The organism is Variovorax sp. MPBD4-3 (assembly GCF_058809745.1).
Genome location: NZ_JBXASW010000007.1, coordinates 100,726 through 113,585, shown reverse-complemented (window position 1 = coordinate 113,585; position 12,860 = coordinate 100,726). Strand labels below are relative to the sequence as shown.

The window sequence follows — 12,860 nt, the reverse complement described above, 5'->3', positions numbered from 1 at the left end:
TCAGCTTCTCTCCATGATCAATGTGGCGCTGCCGTGGCGTGAGCCCAGCAGGCCGCCGGTGCCTTGGGCCAGCGCAAGGCGGCAGTCGGGCACCTGCACCTTGGGGTGCGCTTCGCCGCGCAGCTGGCGAACCGCCTCGATCACCTTGGTGATGCCGCCGCGGTTGGCCGGATGGTTGTTGCACAGGCCGCCGCCGTCGGTGTTGAACGGGAGCTTGCCGATGCCGGAGATGAGGTTGCCGTCCATCACGAACTTGCCGCCTTCGCCTTTCCTGCAGAAGCCCAGGTCTTCCAGCTGCATCAGCACGGTGATGGTGAAGCTGTCGTAGATCGACGCGTACTGAATGTCCGCCGGCGTCACGCCCGCTTCCGCGAATGCGATGGGGCCCGACACGGCCGCGCCCGAGTAGGTGAGGTCGACCTGCCCGTTGGCCTGGCCCTTCACGGTTTCGCCCGCGCCGAGCACGGTGACGATGGGGCGCTTCAGCGCGCGCGCGATTTCGGGGCGCACCACCAGCAGCGCGCCGCCTCCGTCGCTCACCACGCAGCAGTCGAGCTTGTGCAGCGGGTCGGAGATCATGGGCGAAGCCAGCACCTCTTCCACCGTGACCGGTTCGCGCAGCATCGCATTCGGGTTGTGCTGCGCATGCGCCGCGGCCGCGACCTTGATCCATGCGAGCTGCTCGCTGGTGGTGCCGAACTCGTGCATGTGACGCGCCGCGGCCAGCGCGTACATGTTGACGGTGACGGGCGCATAGGGCATCTCCCAGGGCACGTCCGGCGTGGCCGCGGTCACGTTGCGCGGACCCGTGCCCACGGTGCTGGCCTCGCTGCGCGGGCGGCCGGCCAGCGTGATCAGCGCTACGTTGCACTTGCCCGCGGCAATCGCCTGCGCCGCATGGGAGACCTGGATCAGGTAGGCGGAACCGCCCGTGTCGGTGGTGTCGACATGGCGCACCTTCAGCCCGAGGTAGTCGACCATGCTGAGCGGCCCGAGGCCGGGCGCGTCGCCGGCGCAGAAGTAGCCGTCTACGTCCTGCAGCGACAGGCCGGCGTCGGCCAGCGCGCCGCGCGCGCATTCGGCGTGCAGCTGCGCCACTGTCTTGTCGGGCGCCTTGCGCGTGGGGTGTTCGAAAGCGCCCGCGATGCAGGCCTGTCGTTTGATGCTCATTGATTGCTCCGTGTTCTTGCCCGTGCGGGGCCATGAAATCGACCGGATCCAGCGTCTCGCAAGGCTTGACGGTGTTTCGGTCTCATCATTATCATTGGTTCAACCAAAATAAATCAAGACGCAAACGCGTTCAGCGATGAACCAGAACCTCTACGCGCAGTTCGAGCAGCGCTTTCCGCACGACGACGGCGCCCCCGTCATGGTGTTGCCGGGCGGGCGGCTCTACAGCTACGGCCAGTTGAAGGGCGAAAGCGCGCGCTACGCGCGGCTGCTCACGTCGCTGGGCGCGCAGCCCGGCGACCGCATCGCGGTGCAGGTGGAAAAGTCGGCGTCGGCCGTCTTCCTGTACCTGGGCGCGCTGCGCGCCGGTTGCGTCTTCGTGCCGATGAATCCCGCCTACCAAAGCGGTGAACTGGCCCACTTGCTGGGGGACGCGCGGCCGCATGTGTTCGTGGTCCGCCCGCAGGCCGCGGCCCAGGGGCGTGTGCTGGCCGCGGCGGCCGGCGTGCCCCATGTACTTGAACTGGGCGATGACGGGGAAGGCGAAATTGCGCAGGCGGCGGCCCGGCAGGTGCCGCGCTCGACCATCGCGCAGCGCAGCGCCGACGACCTGGCGGCAATCCTGTACACGTCTGGCACGACGGGGCGGCCCAAAGGCGCGATGCTGACACACCGCAACCTGGGCGTGGGCGTGAGCACGCTGCATCGGTTCTGGGCGTTCGAGCCCGGCGACGTGCTGCTGCACATCCTGCCGATCTATCACTTTCACGGCCTGTTCGTTGCGTTGCACTGTGCGTTGTGGAACGGCAGCGCGATGCGGTTCGAGCCGCGATTCGATGCCGCACGCGCCGTCGCGCTGCTTTCGTCGAGCACCGTGTGCATGGGCGTGCCGACGCATTACGTCCGCATGCTCGGCGAACCCGGGCTCGACGTCGCCGCATGCCGCGGCATGCGGCTGTTCGTCTCGGGCTCGGCTCCCTTGCTGGCGGACACCTTCAACGCGTTCCGGCGACGCAGCGGCCACGCCATCCTCGAGCGCTACGGCATGACGGAGGGTGGCATGTTCGCGTCCAACCCCTACCTCGGGGAGCGCCGCTGCGGCACGGTGGGCCGTGCGCTGCCCGGTGTATCGCTGCGCGTGGTCGATGCCGGGGGCGCGTCGGCGGCGCCGGGAGAGACGGGGCAGATCCAGGTGAGGGGCGCCAACGTCTTCGCCGGTTACTGGCGGCTGCCGGAGAAGACCTCCGAAGAGCACACGGCCGACGGCTTCTTCAAGACCGGCGACCTGGGCCGGTTGAGCGAAGACGGCTATCTCACCATCGTGGGGCGCGACAAGGACCTCGTCATTTCGGGCGGACTCAACGTCTACCCCAAGGAAATCGAGGAGGTCATCGACGCGTTGCCGGGCGTGCGAGAGTCGGCCGTCATCGGGCTGGCGCATCCGGACTTCGGCGAAGCGGTGGTTGCCGTGGTGGTGCGCGATACGTCGATCGACTGCACCGCGGTCCCGCAGGCCGCGGACGTTGTCGGTGCGGTGAAGGCCAGCCTGGCGGCGTTCAAGGTGCCCAAGACCGTTCATTTCGTCGAGGAACTGCCCCGCAACACGATGGGCAAGGTGCAGAAGAACCTGCTGCGCGAACGCTTTGCTCCCGGCCCGGGTGCAAGTGCAGCAAAGAACACCAGAAAGAAGAGACAACATGACCCCGCATGAGCTCAGCACGTGGCCGCACAGCTTGCCGCGCGACATCGATATCCCACCCACCAACCTGTGTGCGAACCTCCTGGTGTCGGCCTTGCGCTACCCCGACAGGGCCGTGCTGGTCGACGACTTCGGCAGCCTCGGCTACGCCGAGCTGGTCGATCAGGTCGAGCGCATCGCAGCCTTCCTGCAGAACGAACTGGGTGTGCAGCGCGGCGACCGGGTGCTGATCTACCTGCAGAACGGACGCGGCTGGATCGCGGCCTACTTCGCCATCCTGCGCATCAATGCGGCCGTGGTGCCGGTGAATCCGATGAACAGGCGCGACGAGCTGCCCCACTACCTCAGCGACACGGGCGCGGTGGCTGCCTTCTGCAGCGCAGACAACGTGGCGGAACTGCTTGCCGCGCCCGCGGCCCAGCAACTGCGCCGCGTGATCGTGGTGGGCAACCCGGGGCCGGCCGAGATGCAGCCCGAATCCGCGCAAGGTCCGTCGCGCACGACAGGCCTGCGCCGCGTGCTCGCCGCGGCCTCCGGCGCGTTGCAGCCGCTGGAGCATCTGCCGGACGCGCTGGCCCTCATTCTCTACAGCTCGGGCTCCACCGGTGCGCCCAAGGGCTGCATGCACACCCACCGCACGCTCATGGCCAGCACCGTGATCGTCGCGCACTGGATGGGGCTGGTGCCGCACTCGGTCCAGCTGGTGGCGCTGCCTTACTTCCACATCACGGGCATGCAGAACCTGATGAACGCGCCCATCTACGGCGGCGGCACGCTGGTGCTGATGAAGCGCTGGAACCGCGACGAAGCCGCGGAGCTCATCGCGCGCCACCGCGTGAGCCATTGGACGGCGATGCCGACGATGGTGATCGACTTTCTTTCGAGCCCGCGCCTGGCGGAATACGACCTGAGCTCCGTGCGGCGCATCGGCGGCGGCGGAGCAGGCATGCCCGAGGCCGTGGGCGAACGCCTGAAGGCGCTGACGGGGCTGGACTTCCTGGAGGGCTACGGCCTCTCGGAAACCGCGCACGTGTCGGGCAATCCGCCTGCCGCGTTCAAGCGGCAGTGCCTGGGCGTGCCGCTGTTCAACACGGACCTGCGCATCGTCGACCCCGACACGCTGGCCGAGCTGCCGCCCGGCGAGGTGGGTGAGATCGTGATGGCGGGGCCGCAGGTTTTCGTCGGCTACTGGCGCAACGAGGAGGCCACGCGCACCGCCACGCTGGAGATGGACGGCAAGCGCTTCGTGCGCAGCGGCGACCTCGGCCGGCGCGACGAGGAGGGCTACTTCTTCATCGTCGACCGCCTCAAGCGCATGGTCAACGCGTCGGGCTACAAGGTCTGGCCGGCGGAGGTGGAGGCGATGCTTCACGAGCACCCGGCCATCGCGGAGGCATGCGTGATCGCGGCCGTCGACGCCTACCGCGGGGAGACGGTGAAGGCGGTGGTCGTGCTGCGCGATGCGCAGGCCGGCGTGCGAGAGGCCGACATCATCGAGTGGGCCCGCAACAAGATGGCCGCCTACAAGTACCCGCGCCTGGTCGAGTTCGTCGCGGAGCTGCCGAAGTCGCCTACCGGAAAGATCGCCTGGCGCCAGCTGCAGGACGCCGAGCGCGCGAAAACCCTGCGTGCCGCGGCTTGATGCCGGCGCCCAATCAAAATATCATTGGTTCAACCAAAACGAAGCAACAGGATTTCCATGCAGAATCTAGTCACTCTCGAAGGCCGCACGATCGTCGTCACCGGCGCGGGGCAGGGCATTGGCAAGGCCATCGCAGAACTGGTCGTCGACCTGGGCGGCAACGTGGTTGCCGTCGACCTGAATCCCGATACGCTCAAGTCCGCGATGGCCGAGCTTCCTTCGGCGCGCGTGCAGCAGGTGGTCGGCAGCGTCACCGACGCGGCGCTGGCGGCCAGCGCGGTCGAGGAAGCGGTGACCCGCTTCGGCGGCGTGCACGGCCTGGTCAACAACGCGGGCATCACACGCCCCGCCATGATCGAGAAGATGACGGCCCAGCAGTGGCAGGACGTGATCGATGTGCACCTGACCGGCACCTTCTTCTGGCTCCAGGCCGTGGGCCGCCACATGGTGTCGCGGGCCAAGAACGGCGACACCACCGGCGGCGCCATCGTCAACATTTCCTCGGATGCGGGCCGCAAGGGCTCCATCGGCCAGGTCAACTACGCGGCCGCCAAGGCGGGCATGCTCGGCGTCACCATGACGGCGGCGCGCGAATGGGGAAAGTACAACATCCGCACCAACTCGATCTGCTTCGGCGTGGTCGAGACGCCCATGACCGAGGTGGTGCGCGGCGAGAAATTCCGTGACGGCATGCTGGCGCAGATCCCGCTGGGTCGCTGGTCGACGCCGCAGGAAGTGGTGAAGACGGTGTGCTTCCTGATGTCCGATGCCGCCTCGTACATCACCGGGCAGCACCTGGGGGTGAACGGCGGCTTCCACATCAGCCTGTAGGCGCCCGACCGTGAAGACGCGCCTCACCGAACTGCTCGGTATCCGCTATCCGATCGTGCAGGGCGGCATGCAGTGGGTCGGCCGCGCCGAGATGGCCTCGGCCGTATCGAACGCTGGCGGCCTGGGCATGCTCACGGCGCTCACGCAGCCCACGCCCGAGGACCTGGCGCGCGAAATAGAGCGCTGCCGCGGCATGACGGACAAGCCTTTCGGCGTGAACGTGACCATGCTGCGCAGCGTGAATCCTCCTCCCTACGAGCGCATCTTCGCCACCATCGTCGAGAGCGGCGTGAAGGTCGTCGAAACCGCAGGCAACGTGCCCGCCGAGGTGGTCGCCCTGCTCAAGCGCAGCGGCATCGCCGTGCTGCACAAGTGCACCTCGGTGCGCCACGCGGTGGCCGCGGAGAAGCGCGGCGTGGATGTCATCAGCATCGACGGCTTCGAATGCGCCGGCCATCCGGGCGAGGACGATGTGCCGGGGCTGGTGCTGATCCCGGCCGCCACGCGTGCGCTCGAAATACCCGTCATCGCCTCGGGCGGCATTGCCGATGGACGCGGCATGGCCGCCGCGCTGGTGCTGGGCGCCGAGGGCGTGAACATGGGCACGCGCTTCGTCTGCACGCAGGAGGCGCCTGTGCACGACGCCATCAAGCAGGCGCTGGTGAATGGCAGCGAGCGCGACACGCGTCTCATTTTTCGCAGCATGGGCAACACCGCGCGCGTGTTCGCGAACGCGGTTGCGAACGAGGTCATCGCCACCGAGCAGCGCCCCGGCGGCTGCGCCTTCGAAGACGTTCGCGCGCTGGTGTCCGGCGCGCGCGGCAAGGCTGCGCTCGAATCCGGCGAGGTGGACGCCGGTCCCGTCTGGGCTGGCCAGGTGATCGGATTGATCGACGACGTGCCGACGTGCGCAGCGTTGCTGGAGCGCATGGTGGCCGAGTGCCGCCAGCAACTCGCACGCGCGGCTGCATTCTTCTAGGGCCGCCGACTCGCATGCGAGACCGTGGCATCGAAGCGCTCGCAGGCTTTATCCGCGCGCACGGCCGACGTTCACAGGGGCGGTGCCGTGCCCGGATTCATTTCGCTCCAAGGACCAGACCATGTTCATGCCCCCCGACAGCAGATTGCATCTCGATCCGCAGGACGAGTACACCCACGCGCCCGAAGCGGCCGGCAACTACAACGAGAGCATGTACTTCAACGCCTTCGACACGGCGCGAGGCATCGGCGCGTGGATGCGCCTGGGCAACCGGCCCAACGAAGGCCATGCCGAGATGACCTGCTGCGTGTACCTGCCCGACGGACGCGTCGGCTTCATGTACGGGCGCCCGCCCATCTCCCACAACGAGGCCATGGACGCGGGAGGCCTGCGCTTCGAGGTGCTGGAGCCCTTCAAGCGCCTGCGCGTGAGCTACGAGGGCGAGCTGCTGATCATGGACGACCCGCATGCCATGGCCGACCCCGGCAGTGCCTTCAAACGGTATCCGAAGCGGCGCGCCGCCATCTCGCTCGACTACGAGGGCATTTCGCCGATGCACGGTGGGGAAATCGTGGCGCTCGACGGCAGCCGGTTCGAGCTCGACCCAGAGCACTCGGTCTACCGCGGCCATACCGAGCAGAACATGGCGGTGCGCGGCCACATCACCGTGGACGGCGTGCGCCACGAGATCGACGGCTTCGGGTACCGCGACAAGTCGTGGGGGCCGCGCCACTGGCACAGCTTCTATTGGTACAAGTGGCTCCCCGTCACATTCGATCGCGGTTTCGGCGTGCTGCTGTCCGTCAAGGGACACAAGGGCGGCCTGCCCAACAACGTGAGCGGCAACGTGCTGCGCAACGACCGCTACGAACCGGTGCTCGAAGGCCGCATCGCGACCGTCTACGACGACAAGTACTACCCGGTGCGCTTCACCGCGCTGGTTCGCACCGCGGAGCGCAGCTACACGCTCGAAGGCGAGGTCGGCGCGCTGGTGCCGCTGCGCCACAAGAGCGCCAGCGGGGAGCCGGGCGCCTACACCCGCATCACCGAAGGCATCACCACCTACCGGTGCGAGGGGCGCACCGCGCTGAGCATGTCGGAGTATTGCGACGTGATGGTCAATGGCACGCCGGTCTCGGTGCTGGAGGAGCCCGCATGAACACGCTGGTCTACGCTGTGGAAGACGGCGTCGCGACGCTGACGCTGAACCGGCCCGAATCGAAGAACGCGATCAGCCCCGAGATGGCCGACGAATTGGGCGAGCTGCTGGCGCGCATTCGTGCGGACGATGCGGTGCGTGTGCTCGTCGTCACGGGTGCGGGCGGCGCCTTCTGCGCCGGTGGCGACGTCAAGGCGATGGGCGAGGGTGGCCCGCGCACGCCCGAGCAGCGGCGTGCCGGCATGGCGCGCTATACGCGCATCTGCACCGAGCTGATGGCGCTCGACCGGCCGGTGATCGCGGCGGTCGACGGCGTGGCCTTCGGCGCGGGTTTCAGCATCGCGCTGATGTGCGACATCGTGCTGCTGAGCGATCGCGCGCGGCTGTGCATGGTGTTCCAGCGCATCGGCCTGGTGCCGGACATGGGGGCCTACTACACGCTGCCGCGCGTGGTGGGCCTGCAGCGTGCGAAGGAGCTGATTTTCTCCGCGCGGGAGATCGACGCGGCCGAGGCGCGGCAGCTGGGCATCGCGATGGAGGTGCTGCCCGCCGAGAACCTGATGCCGCGCGCACTTGCCATTGCGCGCAGCTTTGCCGGGGCCTCGCCCGTGGCCATGAGCGTCTCCAAGCGGGCGCTCCAAAGCTCGCTCGGCAGCGACCTGCCGACCATGCTGGAGATCGAAGCCGCGGGCCAGGCGCTGGCTTCCAACAGCGAGTACGCCAAGGAAGCGGTGCGCCGCTTTGCCTCGCGCGAGCCCGCCCAGTTCCGCTGGCCGGCGGCAGGCTCGTGAACATCACATCGCTCCACACTGAAACACAAGGAACAGCAGATGCTCGACTATCGCAAGGCACGTGACTGGCACTCAGGCGACGTGCAGCACGTGTACACCCCCAAGGACACGATGCTCTACGCGCTGGGGCTCGGCCTGGGCGCCGACCCGCTCGACGAGAGGCAGCTGCGCTTCGTCTACGAAAAGGAGCTGGTGGCGCTGCCGACCATGGCTGCCGTGCTGGCCTCGCCAGGTTTCTGGATGCGCGAGCGCAAGGAGATCGGCATCGACTTCATGAAGCTCGTGCACGGCGAGCAGTCGGTGCGCCTGCATGCGCCGCTGCCGCCGTCAGGCACGGTGGTCGGGCGCACGCTCGTGACTCGGGTGGTCGACAAGGGCGAAGGCAAGGGTGCGATCCTGCATGTGGAAAAGGAACTCGTCGGTGCCGCGCAACAGCCGTTGGCCACGGTCGAGAGCGTCTACTTCCTGCGCGGCGACGGCGGCTTCTCCAGTGCGGACGGCCAGGCCGACGAGCCCGCGCCCGCTGCGGCAGCCATGCCCGAGTCGGCGCCCGAACTCGTGCTCGACCTGCCCACGCGTGCTGACCAGGCCTTGCTCTACCGCCTGTCGGGCGACATCAACCCGCTGCATGCCGAGCCTGCCTTCGCAGCCAAGGCCGGCTTTGCACGGCCCATTCTTCACGGGCTTGCGACCTGGGGCATCGCCGGGCGCGGCTTGATCGCCGCGTTCGCGGATTTCGATGCGACGCGCCTGTCGGCCATGCGCGCGCGGCTGTCGGCACCGGTCTATCCCGGCGAGACCATCCGTCTGGAAGGCTGGCGCGACGGCGGCGAAATCGCCTTCCGCGCGCGGGTGGTGGAGCGCGACGTGCTGGTGCTCACGAACGGCCGGGCCGAACTGCGAGGCACGTCGCGTTGAGAGCCTGGCAGGTCGAAGCACTGAGCGATCCGGGCCGGATGCGGCTGGCCGAGCTGCCGGTGCCCACGCCGGCGCACGACCAGTACCTGGTGAAAGTGGAGGCAGCGGGCCTCAATTTTCTGGACACGCTTGCCATCAAGGGCCAGTACCAGACCAAGCCGGCCCTGCCATTCACCCCCGGCGTGGAGGTGGTGGGCACCATCGTGAGCGGCGAAGGTGCCGGCACGCGCGTGGCCTGCGCCACGCCGGCGGGCAAGTTCGGCGGCTTCGCTGAATATGCGCTGGTGCCGCGTGCCGAAGCGATGCCCATCGCGTCAGACGTGGCGCCCGGTGCCGCCCTGGCGCTGCGCGGCAACTACCCGACCTCGCTCTACGCCCTGCGGCATGCCGGGCGCCTGCGAGCAGGGGAAACCTTGCTGGTGCACGCTGGCGCCGGCGGTGTCGGCAGCGCGGCTCTGCAACTCGGCAAGCTGATGGGCGCGCGCGTGATCGCCACCGCGGGGAGTGCCGCCAAGCGCGACGCCTGCCTGGCACTCGGCGCGGACGCGACCATCGACTACACCGACGCGAGGTGGGTCGACGAGGTGCGCAAGCTTGCACCGCAGGGTGTGGACGTGATCTACGACCCGGTCGGCGGCGACATCGGCGCGCAAAGCGTGCGCTGCCTGGCCTTTGGCGCGCGGCTGCTGGTGATCGGCTTCGCCAGCGGCGCGTTGACGCCGTTGCCCGCCAACCGCCTGCTGCTGGCCAATGCCTCGGCCGTCGGTGTGTTGTGGGGCGAGGTGCGCAAGCGCGAACCGGCGCTGGCGCGGCAACTGGGCGAAGAGATCCAGGGCTGGTACCTGTCGGGGCGGATTCGGCCGCTCGAGGCCTCGGTGTTCGACTTCGAGGATGCGCCGGCGGCGCTCGCGGCGCTGGAACGGCGGCAGACCTCGGGAAAGGCGATTCTTCTGTTGCGCCGTTGAGGCGTGCGTTCCCGCCGCGCCTGCGTCATAATCAATGGTTCTACCAAAGGAGATATCATGGATTTTGACCTGCCCCCCGAAGCGGAAGAAATGCGCGTGGCCACGCGCGACGCCGTCGATGCGTTGCTCAAGCTCGAAACGCGCTATCAGGAAACCGGCGAAGTGCCCGAGCAGGTGGAGGCCACCCTGCGCGAGATGGGCTTCTACGGCATGTCGATTCCAGAGCCCTATGGCGGCATGCCTGTCGACCACCTCACCAGCGTGGCGGTGCAGCTCGAGCTGGCGCGGCTGCCGCCGCAGTTCTGGCCCTTCGTGCGCTCCGCGCTCGGGCCGGGCGTGCACATCATCGTGGACCATGGCTCGGAAGCCATCAAGAAGAAGTGGCTGCCCGAGATTGCATCGGGGCGTTCGCGCAACTGCATTGCCATCACCGAGCCGCACGCCGGCTCCGACGCCGCGAAGATGACGACCACGGCGCGCCGCGACGGCGACCACTACGTGCTCGACGGCGTGAAGACCTTCATCTCGAACGCCAACCATGCGCATTCGATCACCGTGCTCGCCTCCACCGACCGTTCGGCGGGCAAGAAGGGCATTTCGGCCTTTCTGCTGGACACGACCACGCCCGGGTTCAAGGTCACGCGGACCATGCCCACCATGGGCTGGATGGACGACAGCCTGTGCGAGATTTCCTTCACCGACTGCCGCGTTCCGGTGGAGAACCTGCTGGGCGAAGAGGGGCGCGGTCTTTCGTATGCGATGTCGGGGCTCAACGAAGGCCGGCTGAATGTGGGTTGCCAGGCGCTCGGGCCGGCACAGATTGCGCTCGACGAAACCATCGAGCATGCCAAGACGCGCGTCACCTTCGGCCAGGCGCTGGGTGAGCACCAGGCCATCCAGCACATGATCGCCGACATGGCCATGGACCTGCATGCGGCGCGCATGGTGCTGTTCGAGGCCGTGTGGCGCGCCGCGCGCGGCGAAGACGCACGCATGAAGGCGTCGATGGTGAAGGTGATCTGCACCGAGGCCGCATGCCGCATCGCCGACAAGGCGCTGCAGATCTTCGGCGGCTCGGGCTATTGCCGCGGCACCATCGTGGAGCGGGTATACCGCGACCTGCGCGTGCTGCGCATCTATGAGGGCGCTTCGGAAATCCACCGCAACATGATCGCCAGGCATCTGCTCGCCTGAACGTGGCGCCGCCCGTGCCCGGCGCTTTGCCGGGCGCGCGCCTCAAGCCGTCAACGCATCAGCTCGCGTGCGATCACCACGCGCTGGATCTGGTTCGTGCCCTCGAAGATCTGGTTGAGCTTGGCGTCGCGCATCATCTTTTCCACGGGGTAGTCCTTCACGTAGCCGTAGCCGCCGAAGACCTGCACCGCGTCGGTGGTCACCTTCATCGCCACGTCGCTCGCGAAGCACTTGGCCATGCTCGCGAACTTGGGCAACTGGCTCCAGTCGCCGATGTCGGCGAGCCGCGCGGTTTCGTACACCAGGCAGCGCGCGGCCTCGATCTGCATGGCCATGTCCGCCAGCATGAACTGGATGCCCTGGAACTCGATGATCGCCCGCTTGAACTGCTTGCGCTGTCTGGCGTAGCCCAGCGCCGCATCGAGCGCGCCCTGGGCCAGGCCGACCGACGCGGCGGCGATGGCGGGGCGATTGAGGTCCAGCGCGCGCATGGCCGAGCGGAAGCCCTTGCCTTCCTCGCCCAGGCGGTTTTCCGCCGGCACGCGCACGTTGTCCAGGTACACCGGCACGTTGATCGTGCCCTTCATTCCCATCTTGCGTTCGTTGCGGCCGAAGGTGAGGCCCTTGCTGTTCTTCACGTCCACGATGAAGGGGCTGATATCGTCGGCGCCGCCGCGCTCACCGGTCTTGGCGAACACCAGGATGTAGTCGGCGCGGCTGCCGAAGGTGCACCACTGCTTCTGCCCGGTGAGCACGTAGCTCTCGCCGTCGCGCACGGCGCGCGTGCGCATGCCGCCGACGTCGCTGCCGCAGTCGGGCTCCGAGATGGCGATGGCGGTCACGGTGCGGCCTTCGGCCAGCAACGGCAGAAAGCGCTGCTTCTGATCCTCGGTGCCGAAGTGCATGATCGGCAGCGCGAACATGGTGTTCATGCCCGCCATGAGCGCGCACGACTCCGACACGCGTGAGATTTCTTCCCGCGCGATGCACACCATCGTCAGGTTCGCGCCCGGGCCGCCGTATTCCTCCGGCACCCAGAGCTGCAGCAGGCCCATGTCGCCGTAGATCGGAATCAGCTCCTCGGGAAAACGGTCGTTCTCGTCGATCTCCGCGGCGATGGGCGCGACGTGGCGCTCGACCATGCGGCGCACGCCGTCGCGGAATGAAATCTGTTCTTCGGTGAAGTTCATGCGGGTCTTTCGGTATGTGGCCACTTCGGGTTGTTGATGGCGAGCGCCTCGCCCAGGCCTTGGCGCAGCTGCGCGGCCAGGTCGGCGTCGATGGGTATCTCGCCTGCGCGGATGGCGTCGGCCAGCTCGCGGCTCACGGCCTTGGAGGCTTCATCGTGCGGCTGGCCGAGGCGCAGTTCGCGCTCTACGATGCGCAGCACGTTCGCCGTCACGCGCGCCTGGAAGCGGTGGTAGCCGTCCAGCGTGGGCAGCAGTTCGTCTTCGAGGTAGCGGGCGGCGGCCAGCAGCAGGGTGCCGGCGGGAGGGACGGAGTTCGGCATGA

Annotated in this window: 12 protein-coding genes; 9 read left to right on the top strand and 3 right to left on the bottom strand. The window is 67.9% G+C overall.

Annotation, left to right across the window (positions count from 1 at the left end):
- A complete protein-coding gene (locus AC1RVW_RS06410; protein WP_285411176.1) occupies positions 1-1,170 on the bottom strand; it encodes a thiolase family protein in 1,170 nt (389 codons plus the stop codon).
- A 136-nt stretch (positions 1,171-1,306) separates the two neighbouring features.
- On the opposite strand from AC1RVW_RS06410, the gene AC1RVW_RS06405 reads away from it, so the two are divergent.
- From AC1RVW_RS06405 to AC1RVW_RS06365, 9 genes are all read left to right on the top strand, one after another.
- Positions 1,307-2,881 carry an AMP-binding protein gene (locus tag AC1RVW_RS06405; protein ID WP_493198749.1) on the top strand — a complete coding sequence of 525 codons (1,575 nt, stop codon included), beginning with the start codon at positions 1,307-1,309 and terminating at the stop codon, positions 2,879-2,881.
- A complete protein-coding gene (locus AC1RVW_RS06400; RefSeq protein WP_493198747.1) occupies positions 2,868-4,511 on the top strand; it encodes a long-chain-fatty-acid--CoA ligase in 1,644 nt (547 codons plus the stop codon). The genes AC1RVW_RS06405 and AC1RVW_RS06400 overlap by 14 nt, the downstream gene beginning before the upstream one ends.
- 57 nt (positions 4,512-4,568) lie before the next feature.
- A complete protein-coding gene (locus AC1RVW_RS06395; protein WP_081268884.1) occupies positions 4,569-5,342 on the top strand; it encodes an SDR family NAD(P)-dependent oxidoreductase in 774 nt (257 codons plus the stop codon).
- Between the two features lie 10 nt (positions 5,343-5,352).
- Positions 5,353-6,321 carry an NAD(P)H-dependent flavin oxidoreductase gene (locus AC1RVW_RS06390; protein ID WP_493198745.1) on the top strand — a complete coding sequence of 323 codons (969 nt, stop codon included), beginning with the start codon at positions 5,353-5,355 and terminating at the stop codon, positions 6,319-6,321.
- Between the two features lie 121 nt (positions 6,322-6,442).
- Positions 6,443-7,480, top strand: a complete 1,038-nt coding sequence (locus AC1RVW_RS06385) for a DUF7064 domain-containing protein (protein WP_493198743.1) — start codon at positions 6,443-6,445, stop codon at positions 7,478-7,480.
- On the top strand, positions 7,477-8,271 hold the full coding sequence (locus tag AC1RVW_RS06380; RefSeq protein ID WP_106938192.1) for an enoyl-CoA hydratase/isomerase family protein: 795 nt from the start codon (positions 7,477-7,479) through the stop codon (positions 8,269-8,271). The genes AC1RVW_RS06385 and AC1RVW_RS06380 overlap by 4 nt, the downstream gene beginning before the upstream one ends.
- 39 nt (positions 8,272-8,310) lie before the next feature.
- Entirely contained in the window at positions 8,311-9,189 is an 879-nt protein-coding gene (locus AC1RVW_RS06375; protein ID WP_106938193.1) for a MaoC family dehydratase, read from the top strand.
- A complete protein-coding gene (locus AC1RVW_RS06370; protein ID WP_493198740.1) occupies positions 9,186-10,154 on the top strand; it encodes an NADPH:quinone oxidoreductase family protein in 969 nt (322 codons plus the stop codon). The genes AC1RVW_RS06375 and AC1RVW_RS06370 overlap by 4 nt, the downstream gene beginning before the upstream one ends.
- 57 nt (positions 10,155-10,211) lie before the next feature.
- The gene (locus AC1RVW_RS06365; RefSeq protein WP_493198738.1) at positions 10,212-11,348 is read left to right on the top strand and encodes an acyl-CoA dehydrogenase family protein; all 1,137 of its coding nucleotides are present in this window, start codon (positions 10,212-10,214) and stop codon (positions 11,346-11,348) included.
- 50 nt (positions 11,349-11,398) lie between these two features.
- On the opposite strand, the gene AC1RVW_RS06360 is transcribed toward AC1RVW_RS06365, so the two are convergent.
- Both AC1RVW_RS06360 and AC1RVW_RS06355 read right to left on the bottom strand, forming a co-directional pair.
- Positions 11,399-12,538: an acyl-CoA dehydrogenase family protein gene (locus AC1RVW_RS06360; RefSeq protein WP_493198736.1), complete on the bottom strand. Its 1,140-nt coding sequence runs from the start codon at positions 12,536-12,538 to the stop codon at positions 11,399-11,401.
- The gene (locus tag AC1RVW_RS06355; RefSeq protein WP_106938197.1) at positions 12,535-12,858 is read right to left on the bottom strand and encodes a DUF6285 domain-containing protein; all 324 of its coding nucleotides are present in this window, start codon (positions 12,856-12,858) and stop codon (positions 12,535-12,537) included. The genes AC1RVW_RS06360 and AC1RVW_RS06355 overlap by 4 nt, the downstream gene beginning before the upstream one ends.
- Positions 12,859-12,860 lie beyond the last annotated feature (2 nt).

Coding starts and splice junctions, on each gene's coding strand:
- AC1RVW_RS06410 (WP_285411176.1), bottom strand. CDS start 1,170: ATGAGCATCAAACGACAGGCCTGCATCGCGGGCGCTTTCGAACACCCC.
- AC1RVW_RS06405 (WP_493198749.1), top strand. CDS start 1,307: ATGAACCAGAACCTCTACGCGCAGTTCGAGCAGCGCTTTCCGCACGAC.
- AC1RVW_RS06400 (WP_493198747.1), top strand. CDS start 2,868: ATGACCCCGCATGAGCTCAGCACGTGGCCGCACAGCTTGCCGCGCGAC.
- AC1RVW_RS06395 (WP_081268884.1), top strand. CDS start 4,569: ATGCAGAATCTAGTCACTCTCGAAGGCCGCACGATCGTCGTCACCGGC.
- AC1RVW_RS06385 (WP_493198743.1), top strand. CDS start 6,443: ATGTTCATGCCCCCCGACAGCAGATTGCATCTCGATCCGCAGGACGAG.
- AC1RVW_RS06380 (WP_106938192.1), top strand. CDS start 7,477: ATGAACACGCTGGTCTACGCTGTGGAAGACGGCGTCGCGACGCTGACG.
- AC1RVW_RS06375 (WP_106938193.1), top strand. CDS start 8,311: ATGCTCGACTATCGCAAGGCACGTGACTGGCACTCAGGCGACGTGCAG.
- AC1RVW_RS06365 (WP_493198738.1), top strand. CDS start 10,212: ATGGATTTTGACCTGCCCCCCGAAGCGGAAGAAATGCGCGTGGCCACG.
- AC1RVW_RS06360 (WP_493198736.1), bottom strand. CDS start 12,538: ATGAACTTCACCGAAGAACAGATTTCATTCCGCGACGGCGTGCGCCGC.
- AC1RVW_RS06355 (WP_106938197.1), bottom strand. CDS start 12,858: ATGCCGAACTCCGTCCCTCCCGCCGGCACCCTGCTGCTGGCCGCCGCC.